Raw genomic sequence first — 18712 nt, forward strand, 5'->3', positions numbered from 1 at the left:
GTCATACAACGCCACATCGCATTCTACCCGCGATATAACGCCCACGCGTAACAAGACTTAGAATAGTTCCGCCCCCAGGATTCGAACCCGGACCGCAAGGCTCCAAAGGCCTGCGTGCTGCCGTTACACTAGGGCGGAAGGCTCGATTAGTATGGCACGGATAATTTGAAGGGCAAAATTTTGACCCAACTCAAACTGAAATAGGTTTCTAGTATGCCCAAAAGCGCTAAGGAGTCGTTGGCTGGAGTCCTGCGATTCCTCTACACGGACCTCCGCCCCCTAGATTTCATCTTGGGAGCCTTAATTGTTATCCGTGACACATCACCTATTCATACACCGGTACTACCTTCCGACCTCGCGATGGCAGGAATCATCCTCATCGGTCTCAGCCGAAACCCTACACGTCAATTACGTAGCGCTGAAACAATTATCGCCGCCTATATCCCTCTAGCATTTTACTTATACATAGTCTCATCCGACATTGGAACCCCAGCCATCATTCGACTATCTCGAATTACGGCAATGATCGTCGCTGCAATAGTGATCAGTTCTGGACAGATACACATCAAATCATTGCTCGCAGGAATTTTTAGCACCATAGTAATCAATATTCCTCTTTTTTATCTTGGAATCGCCCCCGCCAGTTACGAAGGCTCTTTGACAGGATTTCTGGGAGACAAGAACCTTGCCGGCGCAATAATGGCCTGCTATTTCATTATCTTGCTCAGTATTTTTCCAAAGAAAATTCAAATTCTCCTTTCACCAGTTTTCCTCTTTACTATCTATTTAACGAACTCACGCACGAGCATTAGCGCATTTCTTGCTGCGATAACGTGGCTACTGCTCCGGCGATTCATGACAAATGTCCCATTGAAAATTTTCGGAATCTTTATCGGCTACACCACACTAAATTATGCCACGGAAAATTTCGCACATGAAGGTGATTTTGAGTCTCATGCGGGAAGCGATATATTACGCGCACGAATCGATGCAGCCACCGAAGCGAAAAACTCAATCGCACCGTGGCACGGTACCGGCCTCACTACCGCCCAAGTTGAGTTAGAGGGAAGAAACTGGTTTTTCCACAATTCTTACCGAGGTCTCTTTCAAGAAGGCGGGTGGCCTTTCCTTATCATTTTCTTACTTTTTATCGCTATTTTCTGCTTGTCCCTATTCAAGTCCGGCCCATCAACAGGACTTCCCCTATACACTGAAGCAGCAACTATTGCGCTCCTAGTGTGCTCTTGGCGTTTAGGTGAAGTTTTCCTATCGACACCTTTCTGCGTACTTTATGGTCTAGCGTTACATGGATATACATCGCCATTAGCAACCAAAAACGTCTACGAACAATCGCCACAAAAAACTCTTAGATCAAATACTCACTGATCTCAACCCATCGAGACTCAAGTTCATCCACCTCACGATCAAGTGCTTTGAGATCTTGACTTAATTTGACTAATTTTTGCGAGTCATTCATTGTCGTCGATATTGCAACGATTTCAGCATGGATTTTTTCTCGCTGCTCTTCATATTTGTGAAGTTGCCGTTCAATGCGGCTGAGTTCTTTCGTCATTTCTCTACGCTCAGCCGAAGTGAACGTCTTCACTTCATCGGAAATGTCACCAGGTGATTTGACGCCACCGGTTTGAGGTCCTGGATTACTAAATTCTGCGTTCCACTCTTTTCCCTCACAATTCCTATGGTGGATAAGGTGAAGATACTCATCGATTCCGCCGGGAAGATCACGGACACTTCCATCACCCAATACGGCTATCTGATGGTCAGTGACACGTTCCAACAGATAGCGATCATGAGAGACCACCACAAGCGTGCCTGGGAACGAATCCAATAAATCCTCAAGGGATGCCAACGTGTCCGTATCCAGATCGTTGGTTGGCTCATCAAGCAGCAACACGTTCGGCTCAGTCATAAGCAAGCGTAGTAATTGAAGACGGCGGCGCTCCCCACCAGAGATTTCAGCAACACGAGTCCATGCGCGCTGCTTCGTAAAACCCAAGCGTTCCACCAATTGTGACGCGGTCAGTTCTTTGCCACCAACCTCAATATGCCTAGCCACATCACTGACGGCCTCAATCACTCGCTTATCAGCAAGCGCATCGAGTTCGTGGGTACTCTGCGATAGAACTGCTAACTGAACCGTCTTGCCGCGAACTACGCGGCCAGCAGTCGGCTCCAGAACACCCTCGAGCAACCGGAGCAGGGTGGTTTTCCCAGCACCATTTACGCCGATAATTCCTACACGCTCGCCTGGCGCCAAGCGCCACGTCACATCACGAAGAATCTCAGTCTCGTCGCCATCGTCACGGGGGTAAGCCAAGCCAACGTTCTCGAGATCAATGACCTTTTTCCCCAAACGAGCCGTCGCCATCTTTATGAGTTCTACCGTGTCACGTGGAGGTGGCACATCAGCAATCAACGCCTCGGCAGCCTCGATTCGGAATTTTGGCTTCGAGGTACGTGCTGGTGCTCCGCGACGTAACCACGCTAATTCTTTTCTCAGTGCATTATCACGCTTTTGGGCACTGACCTGCGCCTGCCGGGCACGTTCATTGCGTGCCAAAATAAACGCAGCATACCCACCCTCGTAGGTCTCAATGTAGCCAGGAATCTGTGGACGGCCGTTGCCTGGATCGACGCTAGGAACCACATCCCAGATTCGCGTGCATACTGCATCGAGGAACCAGCGATCGTGAGTCACCACAATAAGAGCGCCACCGTCTTTTTTTGAAGCAAAACGAGCATTAACATGCTGCGCAAGCCAGGCCACGCCCTCCACATCAAGGTGGTTCGTTGGCTCATCAAGAATGAGAACGTCAGAGTCCTGACTCAGCACACGTGCCAATGCCACACGACGCCGCTGACCACCGGAGAGTTCACCAATCTTCTGTTCCAGCGAAACATCGCGAAGGAGGCCTTCATGGATGTCACGGATCGTAGGATTTCCTGCCCATTCGTGCTCAGGCGTATCACCGTGAATAGTGGCAACGACCGTGTCCAAGTCATCGAACTCATCGACCTGGGTGAGTATCGATAAGGCGACGCCGCGCGCTCGGGTGACCTGCCCGGCATCGGCTTCTCGCATTCCGGCGAGGACGCTGAGAAGTGTTGATTTTCCGGAACCGTTAGGCCCCAGTACGCCGATTCGGGAACCGTCGTCGACGCCGAGGGTAATGTCCTCTAGGAGTCGGCGGCTTCCCACCATAATTCCGATATTTTCGAGTCCAAGTAAGTGTGCCATCTCAGTTTTCTACGTGGGCGCCGGCAACAGGACCGTGGACGATCATGGTGCCAGCGACTTGAGGAAGTGTTTCGAGAAGAGTTTGAACGCTACGCGCCTGCTCAGGACCGGTGACCAATGCAGCGACTGTGGGACCAGATCCCGATACCATGGCTGCCAATGCGCCGCTGCTGCGTGCAAGACGCAAAGTCTCAGCCATATCAGGGTGAAGATTGATCGCCGCTTGCTCGAGGTCATTACAAAGGGAGTCAGCAAGGAGATCAATGTCTCCCTCTCGAAGAGCCTTAATCAGGGGCTCAGGCATAGCGGCAGGCGTCAATTCTTCTCGCCCATCGTGTAGCCGATCGAATTCTCTGAAAACAGCCGGTGTGGAAAGACCCTCGCGTTGGAAGGCCAGAACCCAGGTGAGTTCCATATCAGTAGTCAGAGGAGTGATGAGGTCACCTCGCCCTTCAGCTAGGGCCACTCCCCCGGTTAAAAGAAATGGAACATCTGCGCCTAATTCACGAGCTAGTGATTCGAGGTCTTCTAAAGATGCCTCACTATTAAACAATGCATCGCATGCGCGAAGTGTTGCGGCAGCATCAGCGGAACCTCCAGCCATTCCTCCGGCAGCAGGAATCTTCTTGTCAACGTGGAGATGGACACCTTGTGTGATGCCATAACGCTTCTTGAAAAGAAGAGCAGCACGAACAGCAAGGTTCGATTCATCCGTCGGGACCGAGGGGTTTGGGCTCTCCAGAGACATCGTGACGCTTGTCTGGTGATCACGAACACTGGCAATGACGGTCTCATGAACATTGACTGCCTGAAAAACTGTGGTCAGCGGGTGATAGCCGTCGCTTGTAGGACTGCCTGCTGAGAGGAAAAGATTGACTTTCCCTGGACAACAAACCTGAACGCCAGCAAGTTCCCCCCCTGAGCGTTTAGGGTGAATGGCACGTAAATAAGACATTAGTTCTTCAATCCGTCGACGCTAATACCCAGGCGCTCGCAAGATTCGGCCAGTGCAACGAAATCATCGATCACCAAAGTTTCACCTCTCGCTGATGGGTCGATTCCTGCTTCGACAAGGCACTGTTCACTCTGAGAGGTATTGCCTAAAGTTCTTGCCAATGCTTGACGAAGAGTCTTCCTCCGCTGTGCGAAAGCAGCGTCAATTAAGCGGAAAATATTCTCTTTGGCAACCGATGTCGATGGAGTCTCACCACGGGTGAACTCAACTAATGCTGAGTCCACGTTAGGAACAGGCCAAAAAACTGTTCGCCCAATAGTGATTGTCCGCCGTGCATGGCCGTACCATGCCACCTTAATAGAAGGCACCCCATAGATTTTGCTTCCTGGGATGGCCGCGATACGGTCGGCAACTTCCGCCTGGACCATCACCACAAGACGTTCAATAGAAGGGAAGTACTCGAGCACAGTTAGAAGCACAGGAACCGAGACGTTATAAGGAAGGTTTGCCACCATGCAGGTGGGTTCCACGCCTGCCAGAGACTCAGGGCCACGAAGAGTCAAAGCATCACGGAGAATAACTCGGAAGCGGTCATCGGCATCAGGTACCCGTGAATGAATCGTCTCAGGTAAGGCACCGGCCAACACGGGATCGATTTCAACAGCAGTGACATCAGCACCCGTCTCAAGAAGAGCCAAAGTCAACGAGCCCAGCCCAGGTCCGATTTCTAAGACCCGTTCACCCTGTTCAATACCGGCTTGCTTGACGATACGACGGACGGTACCGGCATCGTGAACAAAGTTTTGTCCCAGAGTCTTGGTGGGACGAATATTAAGAGCATCACACAAACTCCGAATATCGGGAGGAGTAAGCAGAGGCAACGGTTCCGGGGCCGGATGGGCGGTTTCTGACATGTTCTCAGCCTATCGGCAATTGAAGAGACCTCGCGATGAAGGCGGAAGGAGTATCTGCTCAGTCCGGCTTAATCACAAGGTCTCTTCGAGAGATGAAGGTCGACGTCTTAGTACACGCCTGCACGTGCAGCGCATGCCCCCCAAGCACCCCAGCCTTGTCCTTGCTGGACGAGTTTAGCAACACGCAGCTGCTCTGCTGCTGAGGCTTCTGAGGGTAGGCCTTGACCACCGTATGCCTGCCAGGTGCTCAATGCGAACTGATACATACCGTAATAACCATTGCCGGTGTTCGTTGCTGGATTACCGCCAGATTCACATTGAGCAATTGCTGCCCACACATCCGAGTTATCCACAGAACTATGTGTTGCTGCAGGCGCTGAACCTGATTCGGATGACTGAGTCTTCTGCTGTCCCGATGCTTGAATTTGCTCAGGTTGAGGTTCTTCCTTAGTGCCGACAGCAATTATTTCCTTCACTGGTTCTTTAGTGGTCTCAGAGGAGAGAACCTTGGAGAAAGTGGTCTTGCCGTCAGTGGTCTCAACGTAAGTGGTCGTCGTAGTCACACCGTCTTCTCCGGCTTGGATCACTTCGGTAGTACCAAGGGCAAGCGTATCGTCGTCGCGTTTTTCAGTTTCGTGGGCGATAGGCTCCGTGCTCGTCACAGTCTGTCGAGTGATTCGGGTAATGGCTAGCGTCATAGTCCCTGCCGCAGGCTTAGAAGCCAGCAGTTTGTCAGTTTCTGACGCAGTCAATTTGGCAGCAGCCAGTACGTCATCCACGCTCATTTCATGGTCAACTGTCACCGAGGTAGTCGTTCCATCAGCGGTCACAGTAACAATTCCTGACTTCATCAGAGGCATGTAGTTTTCCGACGTCGTATCTCGACTGGGAATCATCGCCACAGTTGTCCCTGGGTTCTGTTCAGCAAGATCATCAAGTGCTCCATCAATGGTGTCAGCCGCCGTATAGAAAGTGACTTGCTTTCCATTAACGATGCCGGGGATTCCATGAGCACGCATGACGGTAATAGTCATTCCGTCACGAAGTTTCTGATCGCGCGTAGGAGTAACCACGTCATAGTCAGAAATCTTCAGATTTGCCTTATTCAAAGCAGAATCGACCGTTCCTCCAAGGAGAGAAACTTCGGTGGGCTTGCCATCAACAGTAACGGTCACTGAATGGTATTGATCGATTGCCCATCCTGTTCCACTAATGCCTGCCACAAGGAGGACAGCAACAATAACACTGAGAACTTTGTGGGTTGCGAGCCAAGAAAGAAGTGCGGGCTTCGTTTTCGCCTCTTCGTCGTGATGCTCCTGAGGAGCAGCAGTGTTTGGGTTCACCGATAAATTGTCGGACACAAGGTACTTTCTGGTAGACGGCTGAAGGCGCGGAGTCCTCATATTCTGGTTATCGCATAGGCTCACACGTCTTCCTCATTTTGTTCTTCTTCTACCGTAACCGTTTCGTTACCTTCATGCATAGTCAAAAAACGTGACATAAAACGAGGAGAACTCACCAATACTCCGTTTTTACTAGCCCACAACCTGATGGTTTGTGAAAATAAAGTTATGAGTCAACCTCCGCAGCAGCCATATTCCGGTCAGCAACAACCGGGCTACTACTACCCCACCCAGGCACCATACCCGCAGCAATTAGCTACGCCTCCCGGGGCTCCTGTGGGTGCTTCCCGTCAACGCAAGGGATACAAAGGACCGATCATCGTCACGATCGTCGGCATTGTGCTAATCGTCGCCAGCATCATCATCTCCACTATTGCTATCAGCCATTCCATGGACTCTACAACTGGGATCGGTTCGATGCGCCCCGGTACATTTGGCCTTGATGAAGTATTTGCTTTGGAAGCGGAGCAAGAGTACGGAATTTATCTAAGCGAGGAAGGCGGCACCGCGTCATGCACGGTGACGTCACCATCAGGAAATGACATCACCGCCACCCCTTTGTCACCAAATCATTCAGAAACGATTAACCACTATGAACGAGTTCTGAACTTCACAACTGAAGAAAGCGGAGACTACAGTGTTTACTGCACATCGTCACTGCCAAATTCAGCATATTACGCAGTGTCAGAGGGCATCGATGTGAGTGGTGTAGTTCAGGGTGTGGGCGGATTTATCGCCGGTTTCTTCCTGGGATCCAGTGGAGTTATCGTTCTTATCTGTGGAATCGTATGGTGGATTGTTCGGGCAATCCAGAATTCCAAAGTACTCCCCACCCACCCTTCCCCACAATCAACATCCTACTAAAGAAAATAGTGTGAGCCATGAAAAAAGCACTTATTCTATCCAACAACCTCACAAATAGAGGCGGGGCGGAACGATATTGCATATATCTTGCAAAAGGACTCGAAAATGCTGGTTTTCACCCAATTATTGCAACTATGGAAGAGTGCATAATCGAAAATGAGTCCAAATACAACGGATTAACACTCAACAATACGACGCATATTAAAATTCCGACTTACCCTAAGGTAGGCCCGCGCGCAGTTAACAATCTCTACCAAGACATATTCACTGAAAAATTTTTAAGAAAAATTAACGCAGATCTGTTCATTAACGTTTCCTCATATTCAAATATTTCAGGGACAGGGCAAAAAAATATCTACATCGTACATTTCCCCCAAAGAATATTGCCACCAGTTGAGGGAAATATCCGCACAAAATACATCAAAGGCATGCACCTGCTTCGAAAAGGCCTCCACAGAAACAAAGATTTTTTTGAAACATACGATCTCATCCTAGCGAATTCGCATTTTACGAAATCGTATATTAACGAAAGATGGGGGGTTATTTCAGAAGTATTAGAACCTCCCTGCTTATTCCCGTCAACAACAGAAAAATCATCACGCAGGAACGCAATTCTCAATGTCGGACGATTTGAGGTTATCAAAAAAAATATTCCCCACAAAAGCCAACATGAACTTATTAATGCATTTCGCAATTTTAAGGATATCGATTGCAATGGATACGAGTTATGGTTAGCAGGAACCGCAAAAGGAGAAGGCTTTTCATACCTAAAGCATTTAGAGGACCTCACGGAAGGGCTTCCCGTAAAGTTCTTCCCTAATGCATCGTTTTCACAATTGCAAAGCCTTTACAAAAATGCCCGTTTTTATTGGCACGCTCAAGGTTTTAACGCAGATATCGACAACTACCCAGAAACACAAGAACATTTCGGAATGACTACCGTGGAAGCGATGGGGTACGGTTTAATTCCCTGCGTCATTAACACTGCCGGCCCACATGAGGTAACTCAAAACATATCTCCGCTTCTTCAATGGAGTACTCTAGATGAACTCGTTGATAACACAATTAGGCTTAGCAAGTTGCCCAGTTCGTCTCTTCGACAATTAAGAGAACAGGTTCAAAAGAGAGCCCACACATACGACCCTGAACATTTTGAGGAAAAATTGTACCACTTCATTCAACGACTCGAACCGTAATGCTGCTGAGGGGTGGAATGAACCATCTAGTTCATTCCACCCCTCAGTCATTCTCTAAAAAATAGAGCGTCAGCGCTTTCACTATCTATCCGTTACTAGGGCAAAGCCATACCAACCAAAGAGCAGGTGAAAACAAATCATCTCAAGTCAGCGATAGCCCAAAGACCTAGCAGGAACTCGTTCACTCGTCGACGGGCTCTGCTTCGGCTACTGCGTCGGCCACTTCGCCTGCCTCCTCAACTGCCTGAGAAATATCTTCGGCAGTAATCGGCTTGGCTTCACCACGGAAGGTGAACTCACCCAACAAACCTTCACCCTCGGCGTCGACAATAATCTTCTGACCGGGAGTAATTTCTCCGAAGAGAATCTTCTCGCTCAACGCATCCTCAATATCACGCTGAATCGCGCGGCGCAGGGGACGAGCCCCAAGAACCGGATCGAATCCACGTTCAGCCAGAAGTTCCTTGGCGGCGTCGGTCAACTCAATCATGAGGTCCTGATCTGCTAAACGCTTATCCAGACGACCGATCATCAAATCAACAATTTGGCGAACTTCGCTCTTGCTGAGCTGGGGGAAAACGATCAGGTCATCAACACGGTTGAGGAACTCCGGACGGAAGTGCTGCTTGAGTTCACGGTTAACGTGAGACTTCATCTCCTCATAGTCCATAGTGCCCCCCTGGGTGGACTGGAAACCTGTCGCAACAGATTTACCAATATCCTTACTGCCCAGGTTGGTAGTCATGATGATGACGGTGTTCTTGAAGTCCACCACACGGCCCTGAGCGTCAGAGAGGTGTCCGTCTTCAAGAATCTGAAGAAGCGAATTGAAGATATCAGGGTGAGCCTTTTCGACCTCATCAAAAAGCACCACCGAGAAGGGACGGCGGCGAACCTTTTCAGTTAATTGACCACCCTCGTCGTATCCGACATATCCGGGAGGGGCACCGAAAAGACGGCTTACCGTATGCTTCTCAGCAAATTCACTCATATCCATCTGGATGAGAGCGTCTTCGTCATCAAAGAGGAATTCAGCAAGAGCCTTGGCGAGCTCAGTCTTACCCACGCCGGTGGGACCGGCGAAGATGAAGGAACCACCAGGACGCTTGGGATCCTTGAGCCCCGCACGGGTACGGCGAATCGTCTTGGACAGTGCAGCAATCGCCTTGTCCTGGCCGATAACGCGCTTGTGCAGTTCGGCCTCCATATTGAGAAGCTTGGCACTCTCGGCAGCCGTCAACTTCACGACAGGAATGCCGGTGCTCATGGCGAGGACTTCAGCGATGAGATTCTCATCGACTTCAGCAACCTCATCTAGATCTCCGTCTTTCCACGCCTTTTCGCGCTGTGCTCGTTCTTCACCAAGGCGGCGCTCATCATCGCGCAATGCAGCAGCTCGCTCGAAATCCTGATCATCGATCGCGGATTCTTTTTCGCGCTTAACTTCAGCAATCTTTTCGTCAATGTCACGCAGTTCCTGAGGCGCGGTCATGCGACGAATACGCAGACGTGCACCGGCCTCATCAACAAGGTCAATGGCCTTGTCGGGGAGGAAACGGTCATTAATGTAGCGGTCAGCCATCTTCGCAGCAGCCTCAATGGCTTCATCAGTAATGACTACACGGTGGAACGCCTCGTAACGATCACGCAATCCCTTAAGAATCTGAATGGTCTGATCAATGGTGGGCTGTTCTACGGTGACAGGCTGGAAACGACGCTCAAGCGCGGCGTCTTTCTCAATCTTGCGGTATTCCTCAAGTGTAGTAGCACCGATGGTTTGGAGTTCACCGCGAGCAAGCATGGGCTTGAGAATCGACGCAGCGTCAACAGCGCCTTCAGCAGCACCTGCACCAACGAGAGTATGGATTTCGTCGATGAAAAGAATAATGTCTCCGCGGCTACGGACTTCCTTAAGTACCTTCTTCAGACGCTCTTCAAAGTCACCACGGTAACGAGAACCGGCAACGAGGCTGCCCATATCAAGTGAGTAGAGTTGCTTGTCGCGAAGAGTCTCAGGAACATCCCCGTGAACAATGGCCTGGCTAAGACCTTCAACAACGGCAGTTTTACCCACGCCGGGTTCACCGATGAGCACTGGGTTATTCTTGGTGCGGCGAGAGAGGATCTGCATAACGCGTTCCATCTCTTTATGACGACCAATTACGGGATCAAGTTTGCCCTCTCGAGCAGCCTGAGTGAGGTTACGTCCGAACTGGTCAAGAATGGCTGAACCGCTAGGAACGCCTTCTTTAGAACCGCCACCAGCGGTAACAGTTTCCTTGCCCTCATAACCACTCAACAACTGCATCACGGTCTGACGGACAGTGTTGAGGTCTGCACCAAGATTTGTCAGCACCTGAGCGGCAACGCCTTCACCTTCACGTAAAAGACCGAGAAGGATGTGTTCGGTACCAATGTAGTTATGTCCAAGTTGCAGTGCTTCACGAAGGCTAAGTTCAAGAACCTTCTTAGCACGCGGAGTGAAGGGAATGTGACCGCTGGGGGCTGCCTTACCTTCGCCGATAATCTCGATGACCTGCTCGCGCACTGCATCAAGAGACACGTCAAGTGATTCGAGAGCTTTAGCGGCAACACCTTCACCTTCATGGATCAGCCCGAGCAGGAGATGCTCGGTACCGATGTAGTTGTGGTTAAGGGAGCGCGCCTCATCCTGCGCCAACACCACGACACGGCGGGCCCGGTCAGTAAAACGTTCAAACATTCGGTCTACTCCTCTATATGTGCTCAAATCGCGATATCAGGAACGCGAGAGCACGATGTGGTTCTGCAGCAAAGATGCCATGAACATTGATCGTCATGTTCCTAGTAAGCACGCTAAGTCAAGGCTATCGGTCATCACCAAAAAACATGGCATCTGTTCGCATACAGCCGAGGAGAAGGACAAACTGCTCACAGTTTTCTCACAAGCCTTGCCGGTACACCGGCATACAAGGAATTCGGTTCGCAATCCTTCGCAACAACGGCACCAGCAGCGATCACGCACCCATCACCGATTGTTACCCCAGGAAGAATGATTGCTCCAGCACCAATCCAGCATCCATTTCCAATATGCACTGGTTGCGCCGTACTCTTCCCACCACGACATTTTGCCTCACCGATTTCGTGCGTTCCCGTAATCACCATAGAACGAGGGCCGAATTGAACATGACTTCCCGTGGTGACAGTTGCTGATCCATCAATGAAAACCTGACGATTCAGATAGTTTTCCTCCCCCAAACGCACATCTCCGATAAACAGACACTTCGAGCGAATCATCGAGTACTCGAGATGCGGCCAGTCCAATTTTTTAAGAATTTTCCATCGGTACTGCATGGGGACTGCATCAGAAAAAACAAAATTTTTCACCAGATCCATCGCAGCAATCTTGAGTCCACTACCCATCACAATCCCTTTCAAAAAGACTATCGGTTCAAAAAGACTACCGGTCGCGCGAATCAACCCAAATAGTGACCGGGCCGGAAGCATTCATAGAAATCATCATGTCCGCACCAAATTCTCCCGTAGCCACAGTCAATCCATGTTCACGAAGACCGGTGACGACTTGCTCAACGAGCGGCTCCGCAACCTCTCGGCCTGCAGCATTGAACCAACTGGGGCGGCGCCCTTTACGAATGTCGGCGTATAACGTGAATTGAGAGACAACAAGAATGGGGGCTTCGGCGTCGAGAACACTAAGTTCTCCCTCAAGAAGGCGCAAATTAGCGATTTTCTTCACCACGTAAGCCACGTCATCGGGAGCGTCATCATGGGTGGCTCCAATGAGGACCATGAGGCCTTCACCCTCGATCGCGCCAACGGTACGGCTGTCAACAGTGACCTTAGCACCGTTGACTCGTTGAATAACTGCACGCACGTCAGAACCTTCCTGAGCCTCGGCGGGATGAGAACTCGGCCAAGGCAGGGCGAACATCAGCAAGGTACACAGCACTGGCCGTCACTGCCATCAATCCAAACATGGATGCGAAATTCAGGGCAAAAACCGCAATGAGACAAATAAAGTTCACGATAATCCACCAGTTTTTGCTCCGTCTGCCTGTGGCTTCAAACGCCACAGCAGGACGAGTAAGCGAATCAATCAGTGCCCATAGTGCCAGAGCGAGGAAAGCCAAGGTTGCGGCATACCACACGGCATTGACAGTTTGGCCGATGAGTTGGGCGACGAGAAAAAGTACATCCACGAGGTGAGCCTATCGGTCCATGCGCGAAACTGACCCCAGCCCCACACCGCTACGGCGTAGTTCAGTTCCCGGACGGCGATCAGGGGATGCTGTTGAACGTCCGTCGACAGAGACGAGAATACGTTGCGAGGCCGCGAGCGCCTCAGGCTTCTCACTACCTCGGCCGGCATCCCTGCTGTCACCGGTCACTAACGAGGACATATTCGTTGATTTTTCTGCAAACGGCGCTATGGACTCACCATTCGTCTCAGAACTCTCGTCTGCTTCGTCAACAGTAAGTACCTCATTTTCAGGAACTGCTCGTTTAATGAGAGCTAGGGCCTGGGGACCCCATTCATAATGACGGCCCACGCTCGTGACGGTACCAACGACGCGTTTGCCCATGCGGACTGCGGCACCAGGAGCCGTAGTTGAGGCTGAATAGCCGTCAATATTAAGAAGGACCAGCCTACGGGGTGGTTTCCCGAGGTTAACAATACGGGCCACCGTTTCCTGGCCGGGATAGCAGCCTTTTGTCAGATGAACACTGGTGCGCAGGAGATCGAGTTCGTGTGGGAGGGTTCGTTCATCTCCGTCTGTGGGCCATGAAGGTTTCCCTGCGGCAATGCGCAGAGCATTCCATGCGTGGGTTCCGGCAATAATGTGACGACCATCATCATGATTCATCCACCGAGATAAAAGATGGCCACCCAACACGGCAAGTCCGTTCGTAACACCACCAAAGTTTCGGCTCGCATCCACCGTATCCGCCACAGGTATGTCGGTAGGATCCCATGCCACGTTACCTCGCTGTAAGTCCTGAGCAGACGATCTCTTCGTCTGGCACAGAACAAAGCAAGCCTCGTATTCCGCACCGGGATGCTTGGCGTTGTGAGAGTATGCAGCGCCGTCGGGCTGCGTTTGCGGCCATGGGTCCGCCCATGAGGTGACAAATACTTCTTCGTCCTGAGTCAGTCGTTCGAGATCAGCGCGACCAGATGCCCACACCCCAAACACGCCATAGGATTCATCGACGGTGGCGCCGACATCCATCATGAAACGCCGGCTCATAATGAAATCGGCTAACTCGTGGGCACTACCTGGCTCAACCATCATGATGAGGTCATCACCTGATTCGGGCCCCAACGGAATTGCTGTATATGCCCAAGTGATGTGACCTTGATGATTGAGGAAAAGACCTTCACGGACCTGACTGCCTGCCCGCTCATCCACAATCTGAGTGCTAAGCATGGTGATGAGTTTCCGCCCGTCATCACCATGAATACGAATAAATTCCTTATCCAATAGCGCGATGGCTCGTCCATCTACGAGTGCGTGCTGTTCTCGGATAGGATCTGTCCACCAAGGACGAATGAGGTCAGAAGATTCGTGGGGCACGTTATTCTCCGTTGACGTGAAGAAAAATAGAGGTACGACGCAAGAACTCTAGGTCTCAAGCCCTGCACTCAAGTTGGGAGACAGTGCGAGGCATACTCGCCACTGTGGTCGAGAATCAGTTGGAATCTTCTCGTTCTCCGAGTGCCTGACCAATAGGAGGTTCGGCTGAGCCCCCTTCCTCGAGTCGGCTCAGTCGACCAGAAGCGTAGGTCCCCATTTCCTGGCCGAAAGCAGCCATATCTTGAGTCCACATGAGGTCAGAATTCACCAAGCCAAACATGCGCCCCATTTCGCGGACCTCAACAGCAGTACGTGTGCGCCCCACAGCTTGGCTAGCGAGTTCAATGCGTGGTCCTTGAACGTAGCCTTCCCAGACAGCCACGTGTCCAGCGGGGTCGGCAGTTATGAGTTCAAGGTCGGTGATCGGGGTGCTGGGACGGGCGGGTTTGTCGGTTTCCGGCATAGTTTGTCCGTCTTTTGCGTCCTCAGGAATCTCTGGGCGCTGCCCCACGGGACGCCAGTAAGCAGTTTCGGTGCTCCATACCTGCGCAGGGGTAATACGTGAAGCTCCTTCGGCGCCACTCATTTCAAAGTCGAGATTCTCGCTCTTTGTGGCGTCAACAGTCCACAACGTGGTGATCTGGCGAACATAGGGACCACCATCCTCATCGAATGTCATTTCTTGGTAAACAACCTGCTCGTCAATGGCGTCACCATAAGTAAGGATGCCATAACCGCGCCAGGTTCCCAGGAGCCATGCCAAAGGGTAGATCTCTGGAGAAATGTTATCGGGGAAGGTAAAAGCCATGCCTCTACCCTATCGCGCCTTGTGGTCTACTGAGCAGATAAGTTCACTGTGGGAGAGAGTTATGGACGTCGGGCCGGAGAGCGCCAGTCGGCGCGTATGCCGCTCGTGGCGGCTTTGTTTGGAGCCCGGGGCCCGTCACGGCCCGACGCCGTGGACCCACCTTAGTCGAAAGTGTCACCGTTCTCCAGACAGCCACCTACCGCCCTCTAAAATCCTTAGAAATCTTCTTCAGGATGATCGAGACGATAGCCGACGTTGCGCACAGTTCCAATGAGGTAATCGTGTTCACTACCAAGTTTTGCTCGAAGACGACGGATATGAACATCCACGGTGCGAGCTCCACCAATGTATCCCTCGCCCCAGACTTCATCGAGAAGTGTTTGACGCGTCAGAACACGCCCAGGGTTAGTAGCCATAAATTTAAGGAGTTCAAATTCCTTATAGGTCAAGTCCACAAGGTTGCCACGGATGCGCGCACTGTAGGAGATAGGGTCAATCACCAGGTCTCCCACTTCGATACGGTCATCGTCGAACTGGGGTTCTTTGATGGGTTCCTTATGACGGATCATGCGCATACGCATAGCCACTTCTGCTTCGCTAGCAGTAGTCATCATGACATCAACCACTCCCCACTCGGGACTAAGACATGCGGCTACTACTTCGTCAGCGATCACGATAACGGGTGGGCACTGAAGGGGACCGGTCAGTAACTGACACAATGCCCGAGCACGAGCCATGTCTCCTCGCGCATCAACGAGTACGGCGTCTGCATGATCAAGCCTAGAATAGGAAGACGGTGTGGGGGGAAGACAGATAATACGGTCACCGAGAAATGCCGCGCCGGGGAGCACTTTAGTGATGTCAGCAGCAGGCGATAAAACCACGATGCTCATGAGCGCTCCTTTCTTATGCCGGTCGGGCGGGTCTTGTGATCTTTCATCTCTAAGACTAAGGCAGGATGTCATGCAGTGGGATTCAATCGAACTATCGTGACATGATGGGACGGTGAGTTCCTCCACCTGTCAGGCACAGAGTCATCCACGTGCCCCGAAGCATGGCACGCGCACTGGTGCTACTCCCGGCCCTACGCCGAGTGCCGTTGATCCAGCCTGGACACGATTACTTACGGCTTGTTTGCTACCTGTTCTTCTTGCTTCCAGCGCGTCACTACCCACCTGGGTACGCCTTATTCTCACGATTGTCATGATTTTGGCTGCCGCGCAAGGTTGGCCTGCGTTGGTACGCGCTCATCATTGCCGACCGGACTCAATGGTAATCGCGGTTTCTGGTGTAAGCGCGTCTATCGCCGTGTTCGTCACCCATGATTTTGGTGCCGCAGCAACAGTCATGGGCATTAGTATCATTGCTGCATTTGTTGCCCAGATGGCTCGAGGTAACAAACGTTCAGAAGTTGTCGAGGACATTAGTGCTGCTGTCACCGGCATGCTGGTAATGATGAGTGGCGCAGCGTGGTGTGCTTTTGAACCTGGTGTTGCGAATCCAGCACTCATTGTTCCCATCTGCTTAGCCCTGTTCGTTGGTCCTCTACTGACCATCTTGGATATGCCTGCTCGCTTACTTGAAAGCACTACAGTTACCGCTTCTGCTCTTGTCAGCGCCTTAGCCGGCCTCACTCTGGCTTTATCAGGATTCTTTGGACCTGATCACACGACCTTTACCCCAGCGATGATGACTGCTCTAGTCTGCATGATTGCGGGCGTCGTGGTTGGCGTCTTAATGGCTTCTGGTAACCGCGTAATGTGGACTCACGTGTGGGTTCCCGGCGGTCGCGCGGCTATTGCTAGCGCACTGGTTCCTGTTCTTGCAGCAGGTGGTCCTACCTATGCAATTGCTCGCCTACTTAGCGTGTATCTTGCCGGGTAGTTTCTGCGTTGTTCACGAAAAATTTGTCCTTAAGTCAGTGTGGTCTATTCTGAACACACCCACTGTCGCCTCAGGAGACTAGTTATGCGTCTGCATCCCCGTAATAACGACTCAGCACTGTTCAATCTGCTGACTACTACTTCTCAGCATTTTGTGGAGGCATGCGACATTCTCACACAGATCGTCGCAGCTGATCGTCCCGAGCGTCTGACGCTGAATAAGCAATTACACGAAGTGGAAAACGCTGCTGACGATGCTCAGCATGAATTTCACCGCATGATTAATGCAACTTTCGTTACTCCCTTAGATCGTGAAGACCTTCATCTCTTAGGCACCCGTCTCGATGATTGTGTGGATCTGGTTGACGAAGCTGGTGACTGTATTGTTTTGTACCGTGTGGGTTCCTTACCTTCTGAGTGCACTGAGTTGGTAGAGATTCTCCGCCGTTGTGCAGAACTCACTGCAGAGGCAATGCCCCGTTTAAGTTCACTGAAGTCTTTGCGTGACTACTGGGTGGAGATTAACTCCTTGGAAAACCAGGCCGACCAGTTGTACCGCACCACTATCGGCCGTCTATTTGCTGAAGAGTCTGATCCAATTCGCCTGATTAAAGTCAAGGAAATTGTTGAGCGCCTTGAAGCGGCAACTGACGCGTGCGAGTCTCTTGCCAATACCGTTGAGGCAATCGCCATTCACGAGTCCTGATTCACTGACCGGCACTAGTCCCTTCCAGTTAAGAAACAATCATGCTTTTTGTCGTGTTCACGATCGTGGCCTTGGCCCTGATCTTCGACTTCACCAACGGCTTCCACGATGCTGCTAACGCCATCGCAACTTCCGTGTCTACCCGCGCCCTGACTCCTCGTCGCGCTCTACTCATGGCAGCTGTGATGAACATTTTGGGCGCCATGCTCGGAACGAGCGTGGCTCACACTATCGGTTCAGGCATTGTGTCGATTGATGGCGGTAGTGGCATGCCCGGTCTTGTCGTGGTGCTGTCCGGTTTGATTGGCGCTATTACATGGAACCTCATCACCTGGTGGTTTGGTCTTCCCTCATCGTCTTCGCATGCACTGATCGGCGGCCTTGCCGGTGCTGGTCTTGCTGCTGGCATCCACGTCCATTGGGTCACAATTATCGACAAAGTTGTGATCCCGATGATCCTTTCTCCTTTGGGTGGCTTCATCATCGCCTACATCGCTATGGTGCTTGTTCTTCGTGCCTGCGCGAATCTTCCTTATCAGCGCACCATGCGTCACTTCCGCCTTCTTCAGACAGTTTCTGCAGCAGCGATGGCTCTTGGCCATGGTTTGCAAGATGCTCAGAAGACTATGGGGGTCATCGTGATTGCTCTTGCCGCTGGTGGCTTACACGATACGTCCTATGCCATCCCTCTGTGGGTAAAGTTGGCTGCGGCCGGTGCAATCTCTCTGGGCACCTACACCGGCGGTACTCGCATTATGAAGACCTTAGGTTCTAAGGTGATCGAACTTGATCCGGCCCATGGCTTTGTTGCTGAAACTGTCTCAGCTGGTTTGCTCTACATTGCTGCGTTTGGCTTCGGTGCTCCCGTTTCTACAACACACACCATCACTGCTGCCATCATGGGTGTAGGCGCCACCAAGCGTCTGAGCGCTGTGCGCTGGGGTGTCGCTGGTGACATTATCACCGCATGGGTGCTTACCCTCCCTGCAGCTGGCGCAGTGGCAGCGTTGATGACCTGGTTGTTCAGCGCCATTCTTCTCTGAGTTCTTCCACCCATAACTATCCGCTCGGTAAAAACCGATTATGGGATCTCAAGCACTGCTGTCCTGAAAGAAGACGTCACCTTACGCGCGTATATCAGAACCTGA

General features: G+C 51.5%; 17 protein-coding genes and 1 tRNA gene. 6 read left to right on the top strand and 12 right to left on the bottom strand.

The window, feature by feature from the left end; genetic code table 11:
• Window positions 1–66: 66 nt before the first annotated feature.
• A tRNA-Gln gene (locus A9753_RS06370) sits at window positions 67–138 on the bottom strand.
• 75 nt (window positions 139–213) lie between these two features.
• On the opposite strand from A9753_RS06370, the gene A9753_RS06375 reads away from it, so the two are divergent.
• Window positions 214–1386 (top strand): hypothetical protein, encoded by a 1173-nt coding sequence (locus A9753_RS06375; protein ID WP_067781993.1) that lies wholly within the window; start codon window positions 214–216, stop codon window positions 1384–1386.
• Here the strand turns inward: A9753_RS06375 and A9753_RS06380 are convergent.
• The 4 genes from A9753_RS06380 to A9753_RS06395 all read right to left on the bottom strand — a co-directional run bounded on the left by A9753_RS06380 (window position 1367) and on the right by A9753_RS06395 (window position 6489).
• The gene (locus tag A9753_RS06380) at window positions 1367–3259 is read right to left on the bottom strand and encodes an ABC-F family ATP-binding cassette domain-containing protein (protein ID WP_067781996.1); all 1893 of its coding nucleotides are present in this window, start codon (window positions 3257–3259) and stop codon (window positions 1367–1369) included. The genes A9753_RS06375 and A9753_RS06380 overlap by 20 nt on opposite strands.
• A gap of 1 nt (window position 3260) precedes the next feature.
• Entirely contained in the window at window positions 3261–4214 is a 954-nt protein-coding gene (locus A9753_RS06385) for a 4-(cytidine 5'-diphospho)-2-C-methyl-D-erythritol kinase (protein WP_067781999.1), read from the bottom strand.
• Window positions 4214–5128, bottom strand: coding sequence for a 16S rRNA (adenine(1518)-N(6)/adenine(1519)-N(6))-dimethyltransferase RsmA (gene rsmA / locus A9753_RS06390; protein ID WP_067782002.1), 915 nt, complete (start codon window positions 5126–5128; stop codon window positions 4214–4216). The genes A9753_RS06385 and rsmA overlap by 1 nt, the downstream gene beginning before the upstream one ends.
• Window positions 5129–5235: 107 nt before the next feature.
• Window positions 5236–6489 (bottom strand): resuscitation-promoting factor, encoded by a 1254-nt coding sequence (locus tag A9753_RS06395; protein WP_176702755.1) that lies wholly within the window; start codon window positions 6487–6489, stop codon window positions 5236–5238.
• Window positions 6490–6699: 210 nt separating this feature from the next.
• On the opposite strand from A9753_RS06395, the gene A9753_RS06400 reads away from it, so the two are divergent.
• Together A9753_RS06400 and A9753_RS06405 are read left to right on the top strand one after the other, a co-directional pair.
• Window positions 6700–7395, top strand: coding sequence for a hypothetical protein (locus tag A9753_RS06400; protein ID WP_067782004.1), 696 nt, complete (start codon window positions 6700–6702; stop codon window positions 7393–7395).
• A 17-nt stretch (window positions 7396–7412) separates the two neighbouring features.
• Entirely contained in the window at window positions 7413–8591 is a 1179-nt protein-coding gene (locus A9753_RS06405) for a glycosyltransferase family 4 protein (RefSeq protein WP_067782008.1), read from the top strand.
• 181 nt (window positions 8592–8772) lie between these two features.
• On the opposite strand, the gene A9753_RS06410 is transcribed toward A9753_RS06405, so the two are convergent.
• The 7 genes from A9753_RS06410 to A9753_RS06440 all read right to left on the bottom strand — a co-directional run bounded on the left by A9753_RS06410 (window position 8773) and on the right by A9753_RS06440 (window position 15868).
• Complete coding sequence (locus A9753_RS06410) at window positions 8773–11313, bottom strand: ATP-dependent Clp protease ATP-binding subunit (protein WP_067782011.1); 2541 nt, start codon at window positions 11311–11313, stop codon at window positions 8773–8775.
• 188 nt (window positions 11314–11501) lie between these two features.
• A complete protein-coding gene (locus A9753_RS06415; RefSeq protein ID WP_083090369.1) occupies window positions 11502–12077 on the bottom strand; it encodes an acyltransferase in 576 nt (191 codons plus the stop codon).
• Complete coding sequence (gene dtd / locus A9753_RS06420; protein ID WP_067782016.1) at window positions 12031–12465, bottom strand: D-aminoacyl-tRNA deacylase; 435 nt, start codon at window positions 12463–12465, stop codon at window positions 12031–12033. The genes A9753_RS06415 and dtd overlap by 47 nt, the downstream gene beginning before the upstream one ends.
• Window position 12466: 1 nt before the next feature.
• Window positions 12467–12790 carry a DUF2516 family protein gene (locus tag A9753_RS06425; RefSeq protein WP_083090370.1) on the bottom strand — a complete coding sequence of 108 codons (324 nt, stop codon included), beginning with the start codon at window positions 12788–12790 and terminating at the stop codon, window positions 12467–12469.
• A gap of 9 nt (window positions 12791–12799) precedes the next feature.
• Window positions 12800–14167 (bottom strand): CAF17-like 4Fe-4S cluster assembly/insertion protein YgfZ, encoded by a 1368-nt coding sequence (gene ygfZ / locus A9753_RS06430; RefSeq protein ID WP_067782018.1) that lies wholly within the window; start codon window positions 14165–14167, stop codon window positions 12800–12802.
• 115 nt (window positions 14168–14282) lie between these two features.
• Window positions 14283–14975: a heme-binding beta-barrel domain-containing protein gene (locus A9753_RS06435; protein WP_067782020.1), complete on the bottom strand. Its 693-nt coding sequence runs from the start codon at window positions 14973–14975 to the stop codon at window positions 14283–14285.
• A gap of 215 nt (window positions 14976–15190) precedes the next feature.
• The gene (locus A9753_RS06440) at window positions 15191–15868 is read right to left on the bottom strand and encodes a winged helix-turn-helix domain-containing protein (protein WP_067782024.1); all 678 of its coding nucleotides are present in this window, start codon (window positions 15866–15868) and stop codon (window positions 15191–15193) included.
• Between the two features lie 112 nt (window positions 15869–15980).
• Between A9753_RS06440 and A9753_RS06445 the strand changes: the two genes are divergently transcribed.
• From A9753_RS06445 to A9753_RS06455, 3 genes are all read left to right on the top strand, one after another.
• Window positions 15981–16859, top strand: a complete 879-nt coding sequence (locus tag A9753_RS06445) for a tellurium resistance protein TerC (RefSeq protein WP_245637388.1) — start codon at window positions 15981–15983, stop codon at window positions 16857–16859.
• A gap of 84 nt (window positions 16860–16943) precedes the next feature.
• Entirely contained in the window at window positions 16944–17564 is a 621-nt protein-coding gene (locus A9753_RS06450; RefSeq protein WP_067782030.1) for a DUF47 domain-containing protein, read from the top strand.
• 41 nt (window positions 17565–17605) lie between these two features.
• Window positions 17606–18607, top strand: coding sequence for an inorganic phosphate transporter (locus A9753_RS06455; protein WP_067782031.1), 1002 nt, complete (start codon window positions 17606–17608; stop codon window positions 18605–18607).
• The last annotated feature ends 105 nt before the right edge of the window (window positions 18608–18712 follow it).

Origin of the sequence: Actinomyces vulturis (assembly GCF_001687305.1) — a bacterium.
In the GTDB taxonomy this organism is placed as follows: Bacteria; Actinomycetota; Actinomycetes; order Actinomycetales; family Actinomycetaceae; genus Actinomyces; species Actinomyces vulturis.

What these genes read in the sequence shown, in the direction of transcription:
- A9753_RS06375 (WP_067781993.1), top strand. Translation starts at nt 214, where the DNA reads ATGCCCAAAAGCGCTAAGGAGTCGTTGGCTGGAGTCCTGCGATTCCTC.
- A9753_RS06380 (WP_067781996.1), bottom strand. Translation starts at nt 3,259, where the DNA reads ATGGCACACTTACTTGGACTCGAAAATATCGGAATTATGGTGGGAAGC.
- A9753_RS06385 (WP_067781999.1), bottom strand. Translation starts at nt 4,214, where the DNA reads ATGTCTTATTTACGTGCCATTCACCCTAAACGCTCAGGGGGGGAACTT.
- rsmA (WP_067782002.1), bottom strand. Translation starts at nt 5,128, where the DNA reads ATGTCAGAAACCGCCCATCCGGCCCCGGAACCGTTGCCTCTGCTTACT.
- A9753_RS06400 (WP_067782004.1), top strand. Translation starts at nt 6,700, where the DNA reads ATGAGTCAACCTCCGCAGCAGCCATATTCCGGTCAGCAACAACCGGGC.
- A9753_RS06405 (WP_067782008.1), top strand. Translation starts at nt 7,413, where the DNA reads ATGAAAAAAGCACTTATTCTATCCAACAACCTCACAAATAGAGGCGGG.
- A9753_RS06410 (WP_067782011.1), bottom strand. Translation starts at nt 11,313, where the DNA reads ATGTTTGAACGTTTTACTGACCGGGCCCGCCGTGTCGTGGTGTTGGCG.
- A9753_RS06415 (WP_083090369.1), bottom strand. Translation starts at nt 12,077, where the DNA reads ATGCTTCCGGCCCGGTCACTATTTGGGTTGATTCGCGCGACCGGTAGT.
- A9753_RS06435 (WP_067782020.1), bottom strand. Translation starts at nt 14,975, where the DNA reads ATGGCTTTTACCTTCCCCGATAACATTTCTCCAGAGATCTACCCTTTG.
- A9753_RS06440 (WP_067782024.1), bottom strand. Translation starts at nt 15,868, where the DNA reads ATGAGCATCGTGGTTTTATCGCCTGCTGCTGACATCACTAAAGTGCTC.
- A9753_RS06450 (WP_067782030.1), top strand. Translation starts at nt 16,944, where the DNA reads ATGCGTCTGCATCCCCGTAATAACGACTCAGCACTGTTCAATCTGCTG.
- A9753_RS06455 (WP_067782031.1), top strand. Translation starts at nt 17,606, where the DNA reads ATGCTTTTTGTCGTGTTCACGATCGTGGCCTTGGCCCTGATCTTCGAC.